General features: G+C 43.6%; 22 protein-coding genes. 13 read left to right on the top strand and 9 right to left on the bottom strand.

Features of this window, described 5'->3' with window-relative positions:
* Position 1: 1 nt before the first annotated feature.
* The gene (locus U0035_RS21335; RefSeq protein ID WP_245957717.1) at positions 2-1,429 is read right to left on the bottom strand and encodes a tetratricopeptide repeat-containing sensor histidine kinase; all 1,428 of its coding nucleotides are present in this window, start codon (positions 1,427-1,429) and stop codon (positions 2-4) included.
* Between the two features lie 325 nt (positions 1,430-1,754).
* Between U0035_RS21335 and U0035_RS21340 the strand changes: the two genes are divergently transcribed.
* From U0035_RS21340 to U0035_RS21375, 8 genes are all read left to right on the top strand, one after another.
* On the top strand, positions 1,755-1,892 hold the full coding sequence (locus tag U0035_RS21340) for a hypothetical protein (protein ID WP_327138708.1): 138 nt from the start codon (positions 1,755-1,757) through the stop codon (positions 1,890-1,892).
* A gap of 437 nt (positions 1,893-2,329) precedes the next feature.
* Positions 2,330-3,502: a hypothetical protein gene (locus U0035_RS21345; protein WP_114790994.1), complete on the top strand. Its 1,173-nt coding sequence runs from the start codon at positions 2,330-2,332 to the stop codon at positions 3,500-3,502.
* A 283-nt stretch (positions 3,503-3,785) separates the two neighbouring features.
* Positions 3,786-4,814, top strand: coding sequence for a hypothetical protein (locus tag U0035_RS21350; RefSeq protein ID WP_114790995.1), 1,029 nt, complete (start codon positions 3,786-3,788; stop codon positions 4,812-4,814).
* A gap of 8 nt (positions 4,815-4,822) precedes the next feature.
* Complete coding sequence (locus U0035_RS21355; protein WP_114790996.1) at positions 4,823-5,749, top strand: hypothetical protein; 927 nt, start codon at positions 4,823-4,825, stop codon at positions 5,747-5,749.
* A complete protein-coding gene (locus tag U0035_RS21360; RefSeq protein WP_114790997.1) occupies positions 5,749-6,972 on the top strand; it encodes a hypothetical protein in 1,224 nt (407 codons plus the stop codon). The genes U0035_RS21355 and U0035_RS21360 overlap by 1 nt, the downstream gene beginning before the upstream one ends.
* A gap of 68 nt (positions 6,973-7,040) precedes the next feature.
* Entirely contained in the window at positions 7,041-7,613 is a 573-nt protein-coding gene (locus tag U0035_RS21365) for a thermonuclease family protein (RefSeq protein WP_114790998.1), read from the top strand.
* Between the two features lie 135 nt (positions 7,614-7,748).
* Positions 7,749-8,864, top strand: a complete 1,116-nt coding sequence (locus U0035_RS21370; protein ID WP_114790999.1) for a type I restriction endonuclease — start codon at positions 7,749-7,751, stop codon at positions 8,862-8,864.
* Positions 8,861-9,223: a hypothetical protein gene (locus U0035_RS21375; RefSeq protein ID WP_114791000.1), complete on the top strand. Its 363-nt coding sequence runs from the start codon at positions 8,861-8,863 to the stop codon at positions 9,221-9,223. Before U0035_RS21370 ends, U0035_RS21375 begins: the two co-directional genes overlap by 4 nt.
* Before the next feature lie 193 nt (positions 9,224-9,416).
* Here U0035_RS21375 and U0035_RS21380 read toward each other — a convergent pair whose 3' ends face one another.
* The 3 genes from U0035_RS21380 to xth form a co-directional block, all read right to left on the bottom strand.
* The gene (locus tag U0035_RS21380; RefSeq protein WP_162817865.1) at positions 9,417-9,743 is read right to left on the bottom strand and encodes a hypothetical protein; all 327 of its coding nucleotides are present in this window, start codon (positions 9,741-9,743) and stop codon (positions 9,417-9,419) included.
* A 337-nt stretch (positions 9,744-10,080) separates the two neighbouring features.
* Entirely contained in the window at positions 10,081-10,509 is a 429-nt protein-coding gene (locus U0035_RS21385; RefSeq protein ID WP_114791003.1) for a hypothetical protein, read from the bottom strand.
* A 347-nt stretch (positions 10,510-10,856) separates the two neighbouring features.
* Positions 10,857-11,627: an exodeoxyribonuclease III gene (xth, locus tag U0035_RS21390; protein ID WP_114791004.1), complete on the bottom strand. Its 771-nt coding sequence runs from the start codon at positions 11,625-11,627 to the stop codon at positions 10,857-10,859.
* 105 nt (positions 11,628-11,732) lie between these two features.
* Here xth and U0035_RS21395 point away from each other — a divergent pair, with 105 nt between their 5' ends.
* Positions 11,733-11,894: a hypothetical protein gene (locus tag U0035_RS21395; RefSeq protein ID WP_162817864.1), complete on the top strand. Its 162-nt coding sequence runs from the start codon at positions 11,733-11,735 to the stop codon at positions 11,892-11,894.
* A 114-nt stretch (positions 11,895-12,008) separates the two neighbouring features.
* On the opposite strand, the gene U0035_RS21400 is transcribed toward U0035_RS21395, so the two are convergent.
* Complete coding sequence (locus U0035_RS21400; protein WP_114791005.1) at positions 12,009-12,599, bottom strand: hypothetical protein; 591 nt, start codon at positions 12,597-12,599, stop codon at positions 12,009-12,011.
* Positions 12,600-13,043: 444 nt separating this feature from the next.
* Positions 13,044-14,099: a winged helix DNA-binding domain-containing protein gene (locus U0035_RS21405; RefSeq protein WP_114791006.1), complete on the bottom strand. Its 1,056-nt coding sequence runs from the start codon at positions 14,097-14,099 to the stop codon at positions 13,044-13,046.
* A 208-nt stretch (positions 14,100-14,307) separates the two neighbouring features.
* On the opposite strand from U0035_RS21405, the gene U0035_RS21410 reads away from it, so the two are divergent.
* A complete protein-coding gene (locus U0035_RS21410; RefSeq protein ID WP_114791007.1) occupies positions 14,308-14,559 on the top strand; it encodes a hypothetical protein in 252 nt (83 codons plus the stop codon).
* Positions 14,560-15,030: 471 nt separating this feature from the next.
* Here U0035_RS21410 and U0035_RS21415 read toward each other — a convergent pair whose 3' ends face one another.
* From U0035_RS21415 to U0035_RS21425, 3 genes are read right to left on the bottom strand one after another with little or no spacing between them, the layout of a single operon-like run.
* Positions 15,031-16,209 carry a cation:proton antiporter gene (locus U0035_RS21415; protein ID WP_211316432.1) on the bottom strand — a complete coding sequence of 393 codons (1,179 nt, stop codon included), beginning with the start codon at positions 16,207-16,209 and terminating at the stop codon, positions 15,031-15,033.
* A complete protein-coding gene (locus tag U0035_RS21420) occupies positions 16,206-16,514 on the bottom strand; it encodes a hypothetical protein (protein WP_114791008.1) in 309 nt (102 codons plus the stop codon). The genes U0035_RS21415 and U0035_RS21420 overlap by 4 nt, the downstream gene beginning before the upstream one ends.
* 54 nt (positions 16,515-16,568) lie before the next feature.
* Positions 16,569-17,015: an Hsp20/alpha crystallin family protein gene (locus U0035_RS21425; protein ID WP_114791009.1), complete on the bottom strand. Its 447-nt coding sequence runs from the start codon at positions 17,013-17,015 to the stop codon at positions 16,569-16,571.
* A gap of 507 nt (positions 17,016-17,522) precedes the next feature.
* On the opposite strand from U0035_RS21425, the gene U0035_RS21430 reads away from it, so the two are divergent.
* The 3 genes from U0035_RS21430 to U0035_RS21440 all read left to right on the top strand — a co-directional run bounded on the left by U0035_RS21430 (position 17,523) and on the right by U0035_RS21440 (position 20,453).
* The gene (locus U0035_RS21430) at positions 17,523-18,374 is read left to right on the top strand and encodes a COG1470 family protein (RefSeq protein WP_114791011.1); all 852 of its coding nucleotides are present in this window, start codon (positions 17,523-17,525) and stop codon (positions 18,372-18,374) included.
* A gap of 95 nt (positions 18,375-18,469) precedes the next feature.
* Entirely contained in the window at positions 18,470-19,486 is a 1,017-nt protein-coding gene (locus U0035_RS21435) for an ABC transporter ATP-binding protein (protein ID WP_114791012.1), read from the top strand.
* On the top strand, positions 19,443-20,453 hold the full coding sequence (locus U0035_RS21440) for an ABC transporter permease (RefSeq protein ID WP_114791013.1): 1,011 nt from the start codon (positions 19,443-19,445) through the stop codon (positions 20,451-20,453). Before U0035_RS21435 ends, U0035_RS21440 begins: the two co-directional genes overlap by 44 nt.
* Positions 20,454-20,640: the final 187 nt, after the last annotated feature.

The following is a 20,640-nucleotide window of genomic DNA, read 5'->3' on the forward strand; positions in this document are numbered from 1 at the left end:
TTTATTTAGCAATTGGAATAAAAATACGGACTTTCAATCCCGGTATTGTTTTATCAAAAATAATGCGGCCCCCAATATCTTTGATACGGGTTTCCGTATTTCTTAATCCATTGCCATAAAGCGTTCTAGGAGGAAGCCCGATGCCATCATCGGTGTATAGTACTTCTACTATATTTTCCTTTTGCATAAATTTCAGCACAACATTGCTGGCCGAGCTATGCTTTTTCATATTGGTCATTAACTCCTCTATGGTAATACTCAGCTCTTCTCTAGCTACCGGTGTCATTTTTTCCCATATCTGCTGAGAGTTGCCGACACTTGCCACTTTTACAGTATTGCTGGCAAATGATTCCAACAGTTCCGAAACAGATTGTTGAAAATCCTGGTTATTTTTTCCTGGCTCGTTATAAGATATATCACGTGATTGTTTATATACTGTATTTAATTTATAGAGCAGTACATTTTTTTCCGGAAGCCCCTTGTGTTCAACTTCCGACATAATACGATAAACCTTGTTGGCAACCTTATCATGTACTTTCTTGGACATTTGTAATTGTTGTTCCCGTATGGCTTGCTGTTTGCGCTTCCGGTACCAAATAAATCCAATAACGGCTCCAATTCCTAAAACAATAGAAATTACCCGCTGCCATACCACGCGAAGCTTGGTTTCCGCATTTTCCTTTTGGAGCTTCAGCTTATCTGTTTTATGTTTTTCTGTTTCATACCGGATCGTGGCAAATTGATTCTTTGCTTTATTCCGAGCAGTTTCTATGCTGTCGCTTAAAGACCGATATTTTGTGAAATATTCTTTTACTTCGCCTAAAGTGCTCACAGGTATAAGCATGGCAAGCGCGTTTTTTATTTCATCCGGACTATTAAGGTTTTTAGTTATCTTATAGAGTTTCTTTGCATAGAATAAAGCAGAGTCTGGTCGGGTAGGTCTGTAGTAGTGAGTTAAATGTATATAGCTTGCACTTAGCCCCCAGTCATCTTTTTCATTTTTCCAAATACGTATAGCATTCCAGATTTCTGGTGCTGCGTTGTAACTGGAATCTTTCAGCCATTTTGCATAAGCAAAGTTGGATAGGATCCTGGCATATTCTTGAGGTATATTTTTATCACTATTTAAGATTGAGTTATAAACTTTAATTGCTAAATCATACTGCTCTTCGTCTTTATAAGTTGCCCCTTTATTATTAAGGCGTACTAATTTGAAAGAAGTATCTGTTGAAAAATCTATTGCTAAATCATAATAATGAATAGCTTCTTGATAGTTTTTTAAGTTTCGACTATTTTTACCCAATTCGTTATAAGCAGACGCAATACGTTCGTGATGCTGCTCATTTTGCTCATCTAAAATTTTCAATGCCTTGAACAATAATTCCTGGCTGCCAAAATAGTCTCCTACATCGTGTAAAATAATGCCCATGCAAGTATATGCTCCACTAACTAAAAGACTGTCTTTGGAGTTGGTGACTATTTTGTTGAAGTAATAAAACGCTGAATCGTCGTTCTTTTTACGAAGTGAATCAGCATAGAGATAGATGTAGTAGTTTTCCGTATAATTGGAGATTTCATCTGTTTTAATATTTCTTTTCCGGTTGCAAGCCAGAAGACAACAAGCTATAAAAAGCAGGTATATAAAAAAGGGCAATTTCGTCACATCAGTTATTTGTTCCCTAAAAATAAGTAAATCCCACTTTTAAAACTGTCGCATAAAGAAAAAGGTAAGACTAGCTCTTACCTTTTTGTGAGTGACACATTATGAACCGGGTGGCGGTGGTGGGGGCGGTGGGGGTGGTGTGTGTCCTGATTCTCCGCCTCCTCCTTCACCTCCATCATCTTCTGTTTCATCGCCCATGGTAGTGACCTGTCCATTATTGGGGATGTGATTGTGAATATGTCCGTTATGGTTACATGCTGGACATGTCGCCAGCAGTAACGCCAGAATGAATTCTAACATTTGTTGTTGTTTTAAAAATTTGAAAAATGTTCCGACCCCGCAGGGGCACGGTTTTTTGAAATGGCGTAAGAAGCGCTTCCTACTGCCGAAGGGAAGGGAGTGGAGAATAGATTGCGGAAGCTTTTAAACGCTTCCCAAACCGCTTATGGGCAACCACTTTCTATTGTTCCGGGAAAAGAGATACTGTACAGTTGGCTTTTAGCTAAGAAGCCCGATCGCTTTCGAAAACAAAGATAGATCGACGTAATGGGTTGGTTAGTAAATGATTCCGGTGATTCCGGCAATTCCGCTCATTCCGTTTTAAATTCCGAATGGGCATACGGAATTCCGTAAATTCCGTTAGCTTTATTGTATAACCTTCGTAAAATGTATTATGCTGATTACAAAAAGCAGGTACTGCAGGAATACAAGAACAAACTGGCTGCAGACCCAAGTCTACTAAACCTGAGCCAGCCCTCGCCGGCAAAGCTTAGAAAGGAATGTGCAATTGTATATGATGAACGATACCACCGGAAAGATGAGGGAACCTTGAGAACGTTTTTCGAAGCTGCAGTAGAACCGTCGAAGTTTTTAAAGGTGATTGAGAATTTTTCGATCGACAAATTCAGGCCACTGGTTAAGTATATTAAAGAACCCGATATTGAAACCGCGTTTAAAAATGTTGAGCTGTTGGCCTGGCTGATCAATTTTGAACCTCGTCCCCTGGAACATTGGAGGAAAACATCGGGCTCAACAAAAGAAGCCCTGGCTGAAAAAGAGCTGGATGGCGATAATGATGCTGGCGTTATACTGCCAGCAGAAGAGGCCCAGGCAGCTGTAGCTGCTCAACCTTTTGTTGAAGGAGCTCTGGTTGAAAAAGAGCAGGAGGTAAAAAATGTTGATGATGGGACAGAACAAAAAGTGAACAATCAACCGACTGTAGCAGCTCAGCCAACTGCAGAAGGGCTGGTTGAAAAGCAGGAACAAATCAAGAAAGATAACGGCGATCCTGTACGAATAACGGAAACTAAACCCCTTATTGAGACAAGCCCTGGTGTGAAAGAAGCTCGACCTACCACTGTTGAAGCCTTCGACACTTCATTCGTACCATTGGTATCCTCCTCGCCTAAAAAAAGTGGCATTCATAAAAAAACATGGAATGGTGTAATGCTGGCGCTATTGCTCTCCGCTACGGGGATAATTATTTATCAGGCAAAAAACAACGATGTCATTGATATGCCTATGAGCAGTAGTGCTGCTGGTAAACAGTGCATGTATTGGACAGGCGATCATTACGAAGCAGTACCCTGCAGCCGTAAAATAGATGATGTAAGTGTCATTGCACTAGATACCGTTAAGCTGAGAAGGTTTAAAAAAATCACCCGTCCTGATACTATTACAGAAAATGATATCGGCCGGGTTTGGTACACCAGGATAAATAAACAGCTGGAGTTTTATACTGCTTACGACAATCATCCCACCCAGCCACAGTTCCGCTTAAAGCCAATAACCGGGTATATTATAGATAAGTATATTCAGCATCCGAAGCTGTCCGAATAAAGCTGCCGGTAATGAAGTGATAAGAAAACTATTGCTCTCGGTTCATACCTTCTCCAAATATTTTTATTAGGTTTTTATGTTTACGGTTTTCCGTAAAACCGTCTTCACGGGCTGCTATAGATTTGTGCTTACAACGCAATTGGTACAAACAAGCAGTGAAATGCTCTTATGATAAAAGATTCATTACTTATTACCCCCAAAGAACTGTTTACATAATTGATTAAACAATGTCATGGTTTGAAATACCGGCAGCCCCTATTATCTCTTACCAATAATTAACAACATGAACCGTAAAATTACCGCCACCGATTTTTTTCTCGCTGTACTCGCGCTCTTACTCATCAGCGTAAGCTTTTACCAAACCTGGTTGGGCCTACAACAGATATTTGGCGCGGCGTCTTTCGTTATTGCACTAGTGCTTTCCTTACTGCTGCTTTTTCTCTGCTGGATGATCAGGGCGGCGAAGATGGAACGCCGTTCCTCATCCAGCCTGGTATGGATCTATATTTTTATAGCATCCTTCTGCTTTATAGCCAATTTTAATGCACTGTATACCCGGTTTATGCGAACCGATATTTATACTACCGAGCTGCGTGATATCAACGAGCGGTTTAATGGCCTTGAAACAGATGTGCAGTCGAAACTGAGCTATAAGTATAATAAAGAAACCACGCAGAACATCGAGATAAAAAAGAAACAATTGATAGAGCAGATCAAAGACCCCGGTAATAAGGGGATCGGAGAAAGAGCACAGGCCTTAATAAGGGATATAGAAAAACTGACGGGGCAAAAAATTGACCTGCTTACACCTATCCGTAATGATTACGAAGACCTGGCGCAGAGAATGGGTAACCAGATAGACAATATGATCTCCGACCTTTCCCCTGAAGAACAGGCTCTTAAAAATGATATTAATAATGCCGTATTAAAATGGAACAGGCGGATACAAGACCTGCTTTTATTGCCCAAGAAAGAGAAAGATGACCTTTCTCAAGGATTAATTGACGAGTCTTTAGCCGAATTTAATAAGTTGGGTGTAAGAGCGCATACCGTACTAGGGGAAAACAAATTTAAATTCGAACCGGTTTTTTCTAAAACCCAGAACGTAGGGAAAATAGGTTATGCCTTTGACCATGCTGTTAAGAATTTTGGGATGTACCAGTTTGTGGTGCTGGCGGGCTGTATTCTTTTAGATTTTGTGATTGTGATCATCATCTTACTGGTTACCAATCCTGATCATAAAAAAAGCGACAGTAATGGCTCTGTGTTTAATAATAAGCGCAGCGGTAAAACTCTTATCCCTAACAACTAATTGAAACAATGAACAACGAAAATTTAGAACCCCTGGCTTTTGATAACGAAGAGCGGTTACAACCCCTGTCGTTTGAACCGCAAAAGCCTGTAACAGAGGATGACTTTGTGCCTCTTACCAAAACCAATACAACAGAAATAAAAAGTAAGGATAGCAATTTTGTATTCTTCTTTGGTACTTCAAAGTCGGGCAAATCGGTTATACTCTCATCCATGTTGTACTATCTGAGCTCACAGGCCGGTGTTTTGCGGCCTAAGATTGGTACGCCCAATACCAGAGAAGCACAGGTGTTACTATCCAATTTTTTTGAAAATATCAGGCAGGGGATTTTGCCTGGTCGTACCACGCGGGACCAGGTAACACGCCTGGACCTGGTTTTTGAGCCGAATAACCGTTCCAAAAAAGTAGTGCCGATCAACCTTACTTTCCTGGAAACATCGGGGGAGAATCACAATGAAATAAAAAGGGGCGGGTCTTATCACAGCAGTATAGATTCGTATATAAGCGCTAATATACCGCTTACTTTTATTATTGTAACGGGCTATGAGTCGGCTCATAAAGAAGATACCGTTATTAACGAGTTTTTAGATGAGCTGGAACGGAAGGGTAAAAATTTGAAGGCGATCAACGTGATCCTGGTGGTTTCCAAGTGGGACAAATCGGGTAAGATGAACGTGGTTAACGCTGATGAACTGGATCAGTTCATTAATGAACGTCTAAGCAGAACCAGCCAGCGTATTGATACCTATGGTTTAAGTAAAACCTATTATACTATTGGCGATATTCAAAGCGGCGGGGGCGAAGAGAGGATCGGCCTGCTAAGCCTGGCAACCGCCGAAATTTTGTCAAAATGGCTATACCATAGTATAGTTGGATATGACCTGGACTATGAAGGTACTTTTTGGGAACGCATTAAATTTAGCCTGGTAAAATAATGAACCGTCATGTTAATATTATAGCCTTCGGCACTTTTGGAAACCCGAATGGTTTTAAGCAAAGTTTCTTTAATGCCGGGACCGACAGCGTACTGGTAAAAAATATTAAAACCTTTGATTTAAAAACAGACGCGATCCGGCTCTTCCCCAACAGCAGGCTTTATGCTATCCGTAAACAATCAGTAAATGGCAGCAACCTGGTTGCCTATACGGTGTATAGTTTTGCCAAAGAACAGGGTTCCGAAAGGGGAGGTACTTTTATCGGCTCCAGCCTTCTTTTTTCTGATAAGGTTGCCGTGGAAGCTATAACGGTGAACTGCCTGAATGAATTTCATGATTATCTCGAAAAAAAGAATGTACAGCAGGGTGTTATCCAGGTAACTCATTCTGACCAGTTTAAAGTTAGAACCCCCAAAGACTTGGCAAAGATCGATTTTAACTTAAAAGAAACCGGAGACCTGAATATGATGCCGGTAAGTGACCGGAACTTGGTGGTTTTTTGCGAGATCAATCCTAATAAACTGAAAGAGTACTTTAGAAAAACACTTGAATTACTAAATCTTTATGATACCATTTATTTTACCAGCAGCCCCGAAGTAGCCAGATTTGTCAATGACCGCGGGCTTTTTACGTTGGTGCAGGATGTAGCGGGCAAGCGTGACCTGGATTATGAACTTGAAAAGCTAAAAGAAGAAAAGACGCGTCGGATGCAGGCTTTTGTTGCTGAGTTGGAAGAGGAAAAGCAAAAAATAGAAAAAGAGCAAATAGCGCTGGCGGAGCAGTACCAAAGCTGGCTGGCCGAAAATGAAAGACAGCACGAGGAAAACGCGAAGCGAATTGAAGCGGCTAAAATACAGTCGACACATACCGGAACCGTTTATAGTCATTACCTGGAAAAAATAATTGAATCTGTCAACCGTTTAAACGCCCTACAACAGCCATATCAGGTAAGACGTTGGTTAAATGAACATAAGCGGCATTTTATTGAACAGGTTCAACAACAACAGCTGCCGCAGGCATTAAGATCGGTTTCCACACCTGCCCATGCTACTGTCAAAACCAGTGCAACCGTTATGCGAGTGCCAAATTATAGTGAGTATGGAATGAAAAGCAAACACGCAGAGGAGGGATTTAATATATACAAAGTACTGACGTTCGTACTTATTGTTCTATTGTTAGCTGGTGCGGCTTTTGCTTGTTTTTTTATGGAATTCAATTTTTAACGCAGGCTACGTTTGCACTCCTCACCGGTGTTATACGGTAAATCGGTTGGCTACAACTAACTTATTATATGAAGGGAAGCTGGTATATAAGCTGTTTGCAAATTGCTTCTTTTTTTACGAGCCTTTTGTTAGATTGTGCACATTCGGAAGAAAAGTTGTATGAAAATATTTATACGGATACCGCTGCTCCCTTTATCCATAGTTCCGTTGCTTCCTCACCGCACAAAGTAATCGGCATAAAAGATGGCGATACTTTCGTCGTGCTGATTAACGGAAAAGAGCAGGTGGTAAGGCTGGCGCATATCGACTGCCCTGAGAAAAAGCAACCTTTTGGCGCAAAGGCAAAGGAATTTGTTTCGCAACAGTCTTTTGGAATGCAGGTGTCGCTGGTGCACGGTTATAAATATGATCGTAACCGGAGACTGATTGCGGAAGTTATTTTAGCCGATGGCCGGAACTTAAATAAGGAGCTGGTGAAAAACGGGCTGGCCTGGCATTTTAAAAAATACTCTGATGATACTACCTATGCTGTGCTGGAAAATAAAGCCCGTAAGGCGAGGGTAGGTGTTTGGGGTGACCACAATCCCATAGCACCCTGGGAATGGCGACGATCAAAGCACACAGCTAATACTGCCCGTTAACATATCTGAGGAGGCGATAAAAATGCGCTCAATACGGTTTCCCGTAAATAACAGAATGAAGGATGTATTATTTTAGCTCTAACAGGGAGAAGCCTTTTTACTGGTAGCTCTTTGCTCTCAATAAAAACTACGCAAATGGAAAATGATCTAAAGCTTAAACTGGAACAACTGCATCAGCGAGTAGATGCACTCAAAGACCAGATCAATACCGAGGAAGCTACCAAGAACGCTTTTGTGATGCCCTTTATACAAATTATAGGGTACGATATCTTTAATCCTACCGAAGTAATCCCGGAATTTATCTCCGATATTGGCACCAAAAAAGGGGAGAAGATCGACTATGTCATCAAAAAAGATGGTGAGCCCATATTGATAATTGAATGTAAACATTGGAAAGAGAAGGCCGATGCGCACAACTCTCAGCTGCACCGGTACTTTCATGTTTCGAAATCCCGTTTCGGTGTTTTAACCAACGGACATGTCTATAATTTTTATGCCGACCTGGAGCGTCCCAATATTATGGACGATAAACCATTTTTTACACTGGATATTGCCAATCTGAAAGAATCTAACCTGAAGATCCTGGAGAATTTTACAAAACAGGGCTATAATCTGGATAGTATCCTCGATTCTGCCGAGGCCTTAAAGTATATTAAAGCTATTCGTAGTGAATTTGAAAAAGAATTACAGGAGCCCTCTGATGAGCTGGTAAAACTTCTGGTTAATCGCTTTTTTGAAAAGCCATTAACAGCGTCGCGGCTGAGCACTTTTAGAGAATATGCGCGGAGGGCCATATCCAATTCCATTAATGAATCCATCAGCTACCGGCTAAAAAATGCCCTCAGTATGAATGATAAGATTCCCTCCCAGCAGCAAGAAGAGACTATATTACCAATTGATGAAAATATTGAAACTGTAAAGGCGATTACCACGGAAGAAGAGGTAGAAGGCTCGCAGATTGTAAAAGCTATTTTAAGAGAGGTAGTGCCTTCAGCCCGTATTGCGTTCAGAGATACCCAATCTTATTTCGGAGTATTGCTGGATGATAATAACCGTAAGCCCCTGGCACGGCTACATTTTAATTTTTCTAAAAAATACCTGGAACTGTTTCATAATGGTAAAGACAATGGTGAGAAAAAACTACTGGAATCATTGGATGATATCTATAAATACAGGAAGGAACTTTTAGCTACTGTTGAAAAGTATCAACAAAATTACCTTGTAACAGAATCCTCTAATACTGTATCATGAATCAATTTATTACGATCCTCATTTTTAGCCTGATAAGCCAGGTCTCCTGCGCGCAAAAAACTTTATTGCATGTAGTGAAAACAAAGAATGGTACTGCTGTCAATTTGTATAGCGATAATACCTGGGACTATGCTAATGCTACACCGTCTCAGGGAAAGATGAGCGCGATCTCTTATAAATATGGAACGGCAACTGAAGGTAAGGGTAGCGCTGGTAATAAAACCGGTAGCACAAAAAAAGCCAACGGCAGCCGCAAACCTTCCTCTGGCAGAGTTTACCATACCGGTCCCAGGGGCGGCTGTTATTATTATACTGCTGGCGGTAGCAAAGTATATGTAGATCGCAGTTATTGTAATTAGGTTGGCTTGACTTATTGGGGATAGAAAGATGGTAAAACACAATGACGGAATTTAGTTCCAGCTGGTTGAGGAGTATTACTACTTGTGGCAGGTTCGTCAAGCTGTGGTATTTATTCCGACTAGCTGTTTTTTCAGCAGCCTGTTTGAACGGGATCTTCAGGTTTCTTTTCATGAACAACATAAAGCCTGCTTTTTAGGGGCTATTGTCTAAATCTGCTGCAATTTGCGCCCATTCTCCAGCATTGGGCATCGGCACACCAGTCTCGTAGGATGAAATTAACTCAAATTTTTTGTAGTTAAGCCGATACCAGGCGCTTCGCTGCAGATGCTGATATTCCTGCTCAAAAGCCGGCATGGAAATAAAGCGCCTGGCCAGGGTTTGGGGATCTTCTATCTTCATTAAAACCCATTCGGTTTCATCGTTGGTAACCCGGTAGGCAATAATACCCAGGTGCTGAAAATAGTAAACCTGGGTCATGCGGGGTTTATTCGAGGGGCGGGGTGTTAAGGTACTGTTCATTGGTATCGATAGTATTTCAGCATTAAAATAGAGGACGGTACCGGGGCTGTCATATTGGTACTGCCTTTGAAAATGCACTGGTTAAGGGTGTAATCCGGAGAAAGAGATTGAAGGGCGATGCCGGTTTTTTTTAAAAAGGCAAAGGGGTATTGGCAGTTGGGCATAGTAGTGGGTTCTGAAAATAAGGTCTCCTTGGTAACGGGCCTAAAGGTAAGGGCCGCCTATGGACAGGAAACCGGGTATTTTCCCCGTACAGCGGATAGTGCGGTTGAAGGCTGGGTCCGGAGGCAGGCTTTTTAATCGAAACGGAAGTGAAAGAAGCTTGGATAGATCCGGCTTACCAGTGAACAGACATATTAGAAGCGGTCATTCTCAGCAGTTCCAGGTTTTCAAAGAACTCCTTTTGGGAGGAGCTTTCTTTCTGGCTTTGTACTGTAAAACTCAGCAGTATGATACCCTCTTTTGAATAAATATAATAATATAGTTTGTAGCTGTAAATGGTAGTGCCTTTCACTTCGTTCTGAGCTTTTAAAGTTACTTCTCCCGCTTTGCAGCCGTCTATAACCAGGCGCTTAAAACCCAGGTGGGTACCGGTATGGCGTGTGGCGGAGCGCAATTCTTCATCACTTAAAAGGAAGTCAATTGCCTCGACGTTAAGAACATTCTGAGCAGGTGTAAAACTTACCGTACCAACCAGGACAGTAGCTTTTTTTAAGACGCCGGTAATGACCGAGAAGTGACCGGCGCTGTAGCCGGTATCGACCACCCAATTGCAGGGCAGTTTTATGCCAACAGACAGCCCGGGCCATTTTTGCGTTTTGGCAAATTGTTAACTACATTGCAGTGTATCAGCCAGGTTGCCCGCAACTGCGTTCCGGGCGAGTATTAGAAGAAAGGGCAGCACTGCAAACTGCAGGATCTGGGGAAACATAAGCTGAAGCAGGCTGGTTCTCGTAAAATAGCGCACCTTTATTATGATGATAATGGTATTTAATGATGTGGCAATTTACTAATAGTTGTGGTTTTAGCAATAATTGCCATCCATCCATTTAAATAATCGTAGTTGTACTTTTATCAAGAATCACCCATTGATATATCGAGGTGTTACGCTCTTTAATCTAAAACTTCAATCCAGGCTGGGGCATGATCGCTCGCCTTTTCCCAACCCCTTACTTTCTTGTCCACACCGCCTGACTGGAGGTTGGCCGCTACTATAGGGCTCAATAAAAAATGATCCAAACGCAGGCCGGCATTGCGCTCCCAGGCATGGCGCAGGTAATCCCAGAAAGTATAGATCGCTTCATCAGGATACAGGTGGCGCAGCGCATCCGTCCAGCCCTGCTTTAACAGGGTTTGATAAGCCGCACGGATCTCTTTCCTGAAAAGGGCATTCTCCAGGTACTTCTCCGGCTTATATACATCCAGTTCGGTGGGCATTACATTATAGTCGCCGGCAAGTATAACAGGTAGTTCCATGGCATGCAACTTTTTAGCATGGCGGATCAGCCTTTTAAACCAGGCCAGCTTGTAATCGAATTTTGGGCCGGGATAAGGGTTGCCATTGGGCAGGTAGATGCAGGCAATTACTTTTTCATAAGTAATCACTTCCAGGTAGCGACTATGCGTATCCGTACGGTCCCCCGGAAGTCCCTGACGCAGCTCCTGCATGGGTTGTTTAGACATGATGGCTACCCCATTCCACGATTTTTGTCCCAGCCACAGGGCATGGTAGCCTGCTTTTTGGAGGGCTGCCTCGGGGAACTTCTCCTGCGGCGCTTTCAGCTCCTGCAGGCATACCACATCCGGCGAAGCCAGTTTAAGCCATTTCAATAATACCGGCAGCCGGCCGTTAATACCATTGATATTAAAGGTTGCGATCTTCATGGGGGATTCTTTGTTTTAAAAACAGGTGCTGTTGCGGGGAACCGGTTGCAAAAGCAATGCCGCTTTGCAGATCGTTGGTGTGGAAGTTTTGTAATAGTGCTTCTTATGGATGATGGAACGGTTACCCGGCAGGCCAATTTGGAACGCCCTTTCTTATTGTTTGAAAACGGGAAACCTACGCACCTGTTTGCTGCTAAGGGGTCGGGTGACAAGCCCTACCAGGTAGATAAAACCTGGAATATGGTAATGCCTTTAAAACAGGATTAAGAAGGGTAATGGCTTTACCGGTAGCTTACCGGTGAGAACAACGGCAAGGGCAGAAAAAAGGCTGCTCTTGCAGAAAGAGCAGCCTTTTCGAATATTATCAAAATATACAACAAATTAGTCGATAGGGACGATGGGTGGTGTACCGGTAGAATTGTAGGTCTTTAACATTCCGGTAGGAACCAGGGCAAGTGCGGTATTATCCGGATTACCGTGAATCCTTACTAAATAGCCACTAAGTGTTCTGTATGCCCATGAGTTACAAAGTGAACCAGACGAACCATTATAATAAGAAGTGCAATAGTTCTGCTCAATGGTAAGTAAACTTCCACTGCCGCTGGTTAAACTTCCCCAGGCTGTATAAGAAGAGCCACAGGATGCAAGTCCTACAAGTGTTGTGTCACTACCCACTGCGTAATAGTGCGTAGGGCTTCCGTTCGGCAATGAAACTGAGTATAACTGGACTGTGGAATTACCCCATCCGAAAGTATAATCAGGCCCGGTTCCGTAAATCTGAATGGGACTGCTGAAAGAATAGTTGTCTCCACCGCCACCACCGGTTCCGGTACCAGGACCCGGGGTAGTGTTGCCCATAACTGCATCAACCTTTTTAATCTCATTTTCGTCAGCAACGATTTCATTTTTTTCTTTAGCGCATCCCCCAAGCAGTGTTGCTAACGCAATTGTTAAGATGGTGTTTCTTTTCATTGTTAATTGATTTTTTTTGTTTTAAGTTATTGTTGGTCAGTATTTAATTAATTATTCTTCAAACTGGCAGGAGTTGAAAAAATACTTTTCTTTTATCGGTCATCTTATATAATAGGATAGAATATTCAGGATATCCTAACGTACCCTTATGTACAGTTATTTGAGTTAGCTGCAACTATTAATAAAGAACGAAGAATATCGTTAGCGTTAATTTGTTGGATCATAAGTATAGCTAAAATTATATTTCTAAAGTAGGCAAAATAACTCAATAATCCAATTTTTATTTTATTGCCGTGTTTGGTGTCTTCACCAACGATCCTGTTGGGCTTGTAATGCGTCTCGCCGCCGTTGGCGTCTTCACCAGCGACCAGGTATGCGGGGTAGCGATGCGTTCCCGCTGTTGGTGGGTGTTTTTATCAACGGTTCTGTAATGAGATAACCCGTTTATTTGCTCCGAATGCCTGCCTGGTAAAACCGGTTAAACGCTGCTATGCCCTCCTCCAGCTTTTTCGGGGGAACTGCTTTGGTTTCATCCAGTAACTGCACTTCGGCCAGCCCTGTTTTCCGGTTCTTTTGCCAGGTACCCACTATTTCATTGCCATATAAAACGACGGGTTTAAAAATACCGTTCCCGATAATGGCGCTATCCAAACCCGGGGGTAAAGCAATAGCCCTTCCTTCAGCGTACCCCACGGTATATTCATCATAGCAGGGCAGTAATGTAACAGCTTTCGTGGAGGGAGTTTTACCTTCAACACCCAGGTAGTAATACTTCAGATCATTAAATATAAATTGCTCCAGCTGGGGTCCCAGTTCTGCTATTCCTGTTTTGGCTTCATGGATGCCCAGTCCGCTCCACCAGGCAAAATCTTTTACCGTTGCAGGCCCGCGGGACTGAAAGTAGCGCTGCGCCAGTTGAACGATAGATTCCGTTTTAGAGAGGGCTGCAGCCGGCGGTATTCGCTGGTCAAAAAGGACATAAGTGTTTTTAGCGGCTCCATTGCATAACACCATTTCCAGCTCTGCCCGGATAATAATTTGTGTGGTCAATAAAGAACTAATAGTTATACGCTGCTTTGATAAAGCCAACAGGATATCCTCCTTCGTAATTTGATCTGCCTGGTTGAGCAGGCGCTCTATGATTTTCCGGCACTTTTTAAATAGCTCATCGTTCAGGCCTTCTTTTTTATCAACAAACTGTGTTGCTTTTTTTACATAGGGTGCAGAAAGCTGCATCATCCACCGTATATCTTTGGAGTGCACCAGGTGCCAGGTGGGGCGCAAAATATGGGTTCTGATCAGTTGCCCCGAATGGATGGCGCTTTCAACAGCAGCCCGGCCGGGGTTTTTGAGCCGAAGGCCTGCTGCCCAGGTGGCCATATTAAAGTCCTGCGCCTGCATGGCTCCCAAATGAGCTACGGCATCCTGTGGTTTTTCGAAACGGGGGGATAATAAACCCTGGTTCTGCAAACGTAATTGTAAAAGGTCTCCTTTTTTCATTGGATTGAATACTGTAGAGATAAAACCGGTTTTTTATGAAATTGAATGCGCTTTAAATGTACATCAGAAAAACAGCACTACCATTTTTTCGCAACCTTTAATGCAGTAACAGTTTCTACTCACCGGCTATGGACAACGGAAATAGTATCAACGCCGCATTTTTGTTATTTTTATTGGGATTTTAAAACATTCAAAACTTATTACGCTTATGAAAAAAATAATGGCAGTGGTTATACTATGCCTGGCAGGCCTGGCCGTTTACCAGCCTGTGCATGCAGGCAACAGGTATGCAAAGGACACCATGCCTCTAAACAAACCGCCGCAACTGGAGAAAGATGCCGTGTTTGCAGGAGGAAAAGCTGCATGGAATAGCTTTGTGGCCCGGCATTTAAACGGCAATGTGCCAGAAATAAAGGAGCCCCTCCCGGCAGCTATATGGTGGCCGCCCGTTTTATTATAGATACCCTGGGCAACATCGATAAAGTGATGATCTTAAAAGACCCCGGCTATGGTATGGCCGATGAAATAACCCGGGTCATTCAGCTGTCATCCGGGTAAATGGCATCCCGCAGTTGTTAAAGGAGGGGCAAAATAAAAGCCAAGAGAGCCCAGACCTTTACGTTTAACGTGGCGCAACAATAGATCCTGAGGCTGTTAGTGTAAGCGCCCGTCATTATATAAAAGCTGATTCCTTGTGTTCATCATTTTGGTGTTGCTGCAAAAAGGGTATAATACCAGCCAGGCTATGCACCTATAATAATGCATACAGCTCATGTATTATTGCTACAGCGGGAGGGTTCGCACCCGGACCTCCTGCCTGTATTGGGAATCATCATACGCCGTAGTGTTTTGGTGTTTTAACGGGTTGATGGGTCAGGAATAGTTTTATATTCAGTTACGGGAGGCTGCAAGGAGTATAAAGAAGATTGATTTACCCTTCCCGGATTTGTCGATGCAACAGGGGATGATAAAAGAATCTCCTGGAAACCGATATCCATAAAGTAGAAACCAGCAGGGATAAGGCGGTAATAGCAATACCTGATTTAAAAAAGCGATAGTCGATTACTCCTGCTTTATAAGCAAGCGACAGTACCAGGATGCCGAACTCACCTGTTTGTGAAAGAAGAGCTCCGCCATAAAAGCTTTCTTTCCATTGATACTTGAGCGCCCTGAAAGTCAAAGCCGATAAAATGCTGTTACTAACCAGCAGTAGCAGGGTGGCAAAAAGTACAGTTGCATAGTTCGAAGCTATATACTCAACATCGAGGCGCAACCCTATGGAAAGAAAAAACAAAGCAGTAAAAAACACCTTAAAAGGAAGCAGCGATTTTTCGAGCCATCTAAAGGCTTTCATTTTACCGATAATAATACCGGCAATAAAGCTGCCCAGGGCACTGCTCATGCCTGCGAGCTCGGCGGCTACGCCAAAGCCGGTGCAGATGAATAGTCCTGCGAACACCTGCAGGTCGTGATCGCGTTGTAGTTCCGAAACAGGCAGGGGAAGCTGAACGTTGTGCCGGTTACGCATAGAACGGAATAGCAGGAACACCAACAGCGATATCGTAACAGGCAGTACCAGGTTGCTCCACGTAACCCTGCTATTGCCCAAAAATTGAAGCAGGATGATGGCCGGCGCCAGCAGTACATCCTGGAACACCAGCATATTCAGGATCGTTTTTCCTAAAGGGGCGGACAGTTCCCCGTTTTTACGCAGGTACTCCGCAACCACTGCCGTACTATTAAAAATAAACAACAGGGCAATAAGGAGAGTATGCACTATCGACCAGTGAGCCAGCCTGCCGGCCAAAACAGCAAAAAGAACGGAAAGTATGATTTTGATCAACTGCATTGTGACGGGCCTGGCCAGCTGGCTACGTCTGTCGGGCACTTCTACCTCCATGCCCAGGAAAAACATAAGCAACAAAATGCCAATTTCGCCAATGGCTTCAATTTCTCTGGTGTTAACAATAGTACCTGACAGCTGTGGGCCCAGCAGTACACCGGCCAGCATATAGGCTACTATATAAGGCTGTTTAACCTTTCGCAATAAAAATATTAAAGCCAGTATAACCAGGCATACCTGGCATAAGGAAATCAAAAAGGCATTCATAACGCATCACCGGGTATGTATTGGTCGAGATTGTAGTATTTAAAGAGCTCCAGTGTAATAAGGCGGCAGTTGCGGCCCAGTTCATCGAGTGTGCAGTATTTGGTGGCCAGTACCTCATCAGGTAAGCTGCCGGATCGTACAAAGCTCAGGCGAAGGAGCAGGTTGTTGTTCGTATACGGAAGGCCGGACAACTGATCAAAAGTATCCTGCGCGGCCTTTAGGTTGGTGTTGATAAAAAAACGGCAATACTCGACATAGCCTTCAGCCACTTTCATGTCTACAGTAATGTTAAACACTTCGTTCATAGTATATGCTTTAAACGACAAACTACAGGCCCGTTTTGCGGGCCTGTAGTTGTTTTAACCAATTTCAATAAGCCGTGGCGCTTTCTTTTTGGCGGCTTCTTTTTTAGGTATGGTTAAATGAAGCAGGCCATTCTCGTAGCGGGCCGAAATTTTCTCCTCATCTACCACATCTTTTGGTAACTCAAAGCTTCTTTGAAAAGACTGATAGCTGAACTCTTTTCGGCTATAACCTTCTTCGTCCTTCTCCTGTTTGCTTTGTTTCTGAGAGGCAATGGTAAGGGTATTGCCTTCAAGCGAAATATGAAAATCTTTTTTCTCCATACCAGGAGCTGCCATTTCCACTTCGAAACTGTTATCAGTTTCCCTGATGTTTACCGAAGGCACCGTAGTGCTGGTAGATGAAAAATTACTGTTGTTCCAGTTAAAAAGTTCGCGGCTAAATAAGTCGTCGAACAACGTGGGGAATGAGGGGAAATTTCCATTCCTTTTGATGAGTGACATAATCAACCTCCTTTTAATTTAGTTAAACAATAATGAAAGATCTTACAGCATGCTGTTCTGTACAAGCCTGAACAAAGCCTGTGCCACCGGATGCGCACCGCATTTTTTTCAGTTTTGCTGACATTTTTTTCTGCCAAAATTTCTCTTACCAACCAGTAGCTATACGATTGATCTTTTAAAAAACTGAAATTCAAAAGTATAATGAAACCGATAGCTTTTTTAGGCCATTAAGATGAAATAAGCCGGGCAGAGCCGCCAGTGCAGAAAGCTATTGATCTACGCCTGAGGTGTTGTTGCGGGCATTGAAGGGGTTGGTATTACGCTTAATACTGTTTCCAAAGTTTATTGATAATGGCGTGCTGCGGCGATGTAAAAAAAAATTAGAAAATACTTTTGAAATTAATTTTCAATTTTTAAATTAGCACGCCATTTTATAAAAAAATACCGGTAACAATTATTCAAAAGACATTTTTTACAAACTACAATTATAAATTTAGTTATTAGATCATGTTAACAGAATCTTTATTTACTCGTACCAGCGCATTGCGGCTGTCTCTTGTTGTTGTTATTTATTTTTTATGTTATTCATTGTGGGCCCAGCAGGCCTCACCGGGAGCCGATGGTAAGAATAGTTTTACTGCCCGGTTAATGAATATTGAAGCGCCTACCAACGAAACCTTCCGTTATACGGCTACCCTGCACAACGGATCCCCGGTTTCCCGGGTTTATGAATTAAAAACAGATCTGCCGGCCGGATGGCAGATTGCTTACCGGGTAGAGGGTAGCCTGGTTCGGTCCCTAAACCTGGACAGCGGAAAGTCTCAGGACATTTCAATAGAGGTAAATGCTGCGACCGCTGCAAAACCTGATAAATACCGGCTGCCTGTAAAAGCGGTTTCGGAAGCGGATACCCTGCTCCTGAACCTGGAGGCGGTGGTAAAGGGCTCCTATGCGCTTGAACTCACCACACCTACAGGGCGTTTAAGTGAAGAGATCACTTCCGGCAGTAGCGGGGACCTTCAGCTCGTCGTAAAAAATTCAGGCAGTTTGCCGCTCAATGAATTGGAGCTCTCGGGGCAGCTACCTCCGCAATGGGAGTCAACTTTTGAACCGGCCAAAATACAGCAACTCGAGCCCGGCAAAACTGCTACCATAACCGTTAGGATTAAAGTACCTGATAAAACGATAGCCGGAGATTATGCCGGCACCCTCAGCGTTAAGAACACGAACAGCACTGCCCAGGCAAACTTCCGGCTGGTGGTAACCACCTCCCTTCTTTCGGGCTGGATAGGCGTATTAGTTATCCTGGCGGCTATAGCCCTCGTTTATTACCTGGTACGTAAATACGGGAGAAGGTAGCAGGGCGACAGGGATAAAAGCGGCTGCGCTGCCACTGCGTGCCCGCGGAAAGTTTGTTACCGCTGCCGGCGGTATTAATCACCTAACAATTACAGATGGATCCTATTATACAGCTAAAGGGATTAACCAAGTGCTATGGTACCCTTAAGGCAGTTGATGAACTAAACCTCGATATTCAAAAAGGGGAGGTATTTGGCCTCCTGGGCCCCAATGGAGCCGGTAAAACAACAACGATACTGATGATGCTGGGCCTTAGCGAACCTACGGCAGGCAGTGCCTGGGTATCCGGGATCAATGCTACGTCGCGCCCTATTGAAGTAAAAAGAAAACTGGGCTATATGCCGGATAGTGTAGGGTTTTACGATAATATGACAGCCCTTGAAAACCTGGTGTACCTGGGACGCTTAAACGGCTTACCGGAACAGGAGGTAAAAAGCCATGCAGAAGAGATGATGCAGGTAGTGGGCCTCTCCGCTCACCTGCATCAAAAAACATCAACCTACTCGCGGGGGATGAAGCAACGCCTGGGCCTGGCTGATGTGCTTATAAAAAAACCGGAAGTAATTATACTGGATGAGCCTACACTGGGCATTGACCCTGCCGGTGTTAAAGATTTCTTGAATTTGATCAAAGAACTGAGTGTTCGGCACGGACTTACGGTCTTGCTTTCTTCTCATCACTTGCACCAGGTACAGCAGGTATGCGACCGGGTGGGCATTTTTGTAAAAGGGAAGCTTCTTGCTGAAGGAAGTATTCACGCATTGTCGGGCAACCTGTTTAACCGGGACGGTTATACTACGGCTATTACATTAGGGACAGCGCCCCTGGAACCGCTGCCATTGGATAATGAGCCCGGGCCCTGGGAGGCGATCAAAAAAACGGAACTGGTTGGAGATACTATTTATTTTTCATGCAGCAATGATATCACCGCCCGCCTTGTAAAACTGTATGTTGAAAAAGGTTTTGACGTTACAGGGGTACAGCGTAAGGAATATGGCCTGGAAGACATCTACCAGAAATATTTTGAAAATAATTCAATAGAAGAAACAGCAAATGAAAAGTCAGAGCATGTTATCAAAAAGTCTTTCTTTAGAAAGCGTAAAGCCTGGTAATACTGCCGGGCACAAAGCTCATAGTCCCTTTTGGGTAATCGTAAGCAAGGAAATGGCTGATCACATACGCAGCTGGCGTTTTATAGTATTGTTCCTGCTTATTGTGCTCACCTTCCTGGCATCGATGTATGTATCGCTGGGCAATCTGAAACAGGCGGTGGGTAATACTACTGATCCGGATCATATTTTTTTATATCTTAAGCTATTGACGGCAACCCAAAACTCCATGCCGCCCTTTCATGTTTTTCTCAGCTTTCTCGGACCCCTCCTGGGGATCAGCCTGGGTTTTGATGCTGTCAACGCTGAAAAAAACAACGGAACATTGATCAGGCTGATGGCGCAGCCGGTTTACAGGGACAACCTTTTGCTGGCCAAATTTGTAAGCACGCTCATTATTGTAAGTACTCTTTTTATTGCGTTGGTATTGCTGATGATAGGGGGAGGGCTTTTGATAACAGGTGTAAGGATGGAGCCGCAGGAATTGCTGAGAATACTGGTATTCGTTGCGATCAGTATTTTATATGTTGGTTTCTGGTTAAGCCTTTCTATACTATTGTCTATCGGCCTGAAGCAGGCGGCTACCTCAGCCCTGACGGCTATTGGTATCTGGCTTTTTTTTACAGTGTTTTACCAGGTCCTGGTTAACCTGGTAGTGCGCACCGTGTTACCGGACCCTGATTTTCTGTCATCCCAACAAATTGCCCGTTACAACGAGCTTATTTTAACGCTGCTGCGTGTATCGCCCAGCCAGCTTTATACCGATGCTACCACCACTTTATTAATGCCCTCTGTACGTAGCCTCGGGCCGGTAACCATGGAGCAAATGGCTGGTGCCATTCCTGCGCCCTTACCGTTCAGGGAAAGCCTGATGATTGTATGGCCGCAGGTAAGTGGTTTGGTGGCATCAACAGTGGTTTGCTTTGCAATAGGCTATTATATTTTTATGCGCCGTGAAATAAGAAGTTAGGAAAATTATAGCTGCCAGGATAGCGGCATATGGGCAAATGACACCAACTACCTTATATGTGTGATAGGTCAGGGAATTGCATGCCTCTGCCTTACAGACAATGGATACTCGATAACAGCCGCGCGGCTTGTAAAATGGTTTTCGCAACCATTCGTGCAGGAGCCCTCGTTACTGATCCGGCATCCTT

The sequence above is a fragment of the Niabella yanshanensis genome (assembly GCF_034424215.1).
Lineage (GTDB): Bacteria > Bacteroidota > Bacteroidia > Chitinophagales > Chitinophagaceae > Niabella > Niabella yanshanensis.

Bases quoted from the DNA above. Each gene is read 5' to 3' on its own strand.
- U0035_RS21335 (WP_245957717.1), bottom strand. From the start codon at position 1,429: ATGGGCATTATTTTACACGATGTAGGAGACTATTTTGGCAGCCAGGAA.
- U0035_RS21345 (WP_114790994.1), top strand. From the start codon at position 2,330: ATGTATTATGCTGATTACAAAAAGCAGGTACTGCAGGAATACAAGAAC.
- U0035_RS21350 (WP_114790995.1), top strand. From the start codon at position 3,786: ATGAACCGTAAAATTACCGCCACCGATTTTTTTCTCGCTGTACTCGCG.
- U0035_RS21355 (WP_114790996.1), top strand. From the start codon at position 4,823: ATGAACAACGAAAATTTAGAACCCCTGGCTTTTGATAACGAAGAGCGG.
- U0035_RS21360 (WP_114790997.1), top strand. From the start codon at position 5,749: ATGAACCGTCATGTTAATATTATAGCCTTCGGCACTTTTGGAAACCCG.
- U0035_RS21365 (WP_114790998.1), top strand. From the start codon at position 7,041: ATGAAGGGAAGCTGGTATATAAGCTGTTTGCAAATTGCTTCTTTTTTT.
- U0035_RS21370 (WP_114790999.1), top strand. From the start codon at position 7,749: ATGGAAAATGATCTAAAGCTTAAACTGGAACAACTGCATCAGCGAGTA.
- U0035_RS21375 (WP_114791000.1), top strand. From the start codon at position 8,861: ATGAATCAATTTATTACGATCCTCATTTTTAGCCTGATAAGCCAGGTC.
- U0035_RS21380 (WP_162817865.1), bottom strand. From the start codon at position 9,743: ATGAACAGTACCTTAACACCCCGCCCCTCGAATAAACCCCGCATGACC.
- xth (WP_114791004.1), bottom strand. From the start codon at position 11,627: ATGAAGATCGCAACCTTTAATATCAATGGTATTAACGGCCGGCTGCCG.
- U0035_RS21395 (WP_162817864.1), top strand. From the start codon at position 11,733: ATGGATGATGGAACGGTTACCCGGCAGGCCAATTTGGAACGCCCTTTC.
- U0035_RS21400 (WP_114791005.1), bottom strand. From the start codon at position 12,599: ATGAAAAGAAACACCATCTTAACAATTGCGTTAGCAACACTGCTTGGG.
- U0035_RS21405 (WP_114791006.1), bottom strand. From the start codon at position 14,099: ATGAAAAAAGGAGACCTTTTACAATTACGTTTGCAGAACCAGGGTTTA.
- U0035_RS21410 (WP_114791007.1), top strand. From the start codon at position 14,308: ATGAAAAAAATAATGGCAGTGGTTATACTATGCCTGGCAGGCCTGGCC.
- U0035_RS21415 (WP_211316432.1), bottom strand. From the start codon at position 16,209: ATGAATGCCTTTTTGATTTCCTTATGCCAGGTATGCCTGGTTATACTG.
- U0035_RS21420 (WP_114791008.1), bottom strand. From the start codon at position 16,514: ATGAACGAAGTGTTTAACATTACTGTAGACATGAAAGTGGCTGAAGGC.
- U0035_RS21425 (WP_114791009.1), bottom strand. From the start codon at position 17,015: ATGTCACTCATCAAAAGGAATGGAAATTTCCCCTCATTCCCCACGTTG.
- U0035_RS21430 (WP_114791011.1), top strand. From the start codon at position 17,523: ATGTTAACAGAATCTTTATTTACTCGTACCAGCGCATTGCGGCTGTCT.
- U0035_RS21435 (WP_114791012.1), top strand. From the start codon at position 18,470: ATGGATCCTATTATACAGCTAAAGGGATTAACCAAGTGCTATGGTACC.
- U0035_RS21440 (WP_114791013.1), top strand. From the start codon at position 19,443: ATGTTATCAAAAAGTCTTTCTTTAGAAAGCGTAAAGCCTGGTAATACT.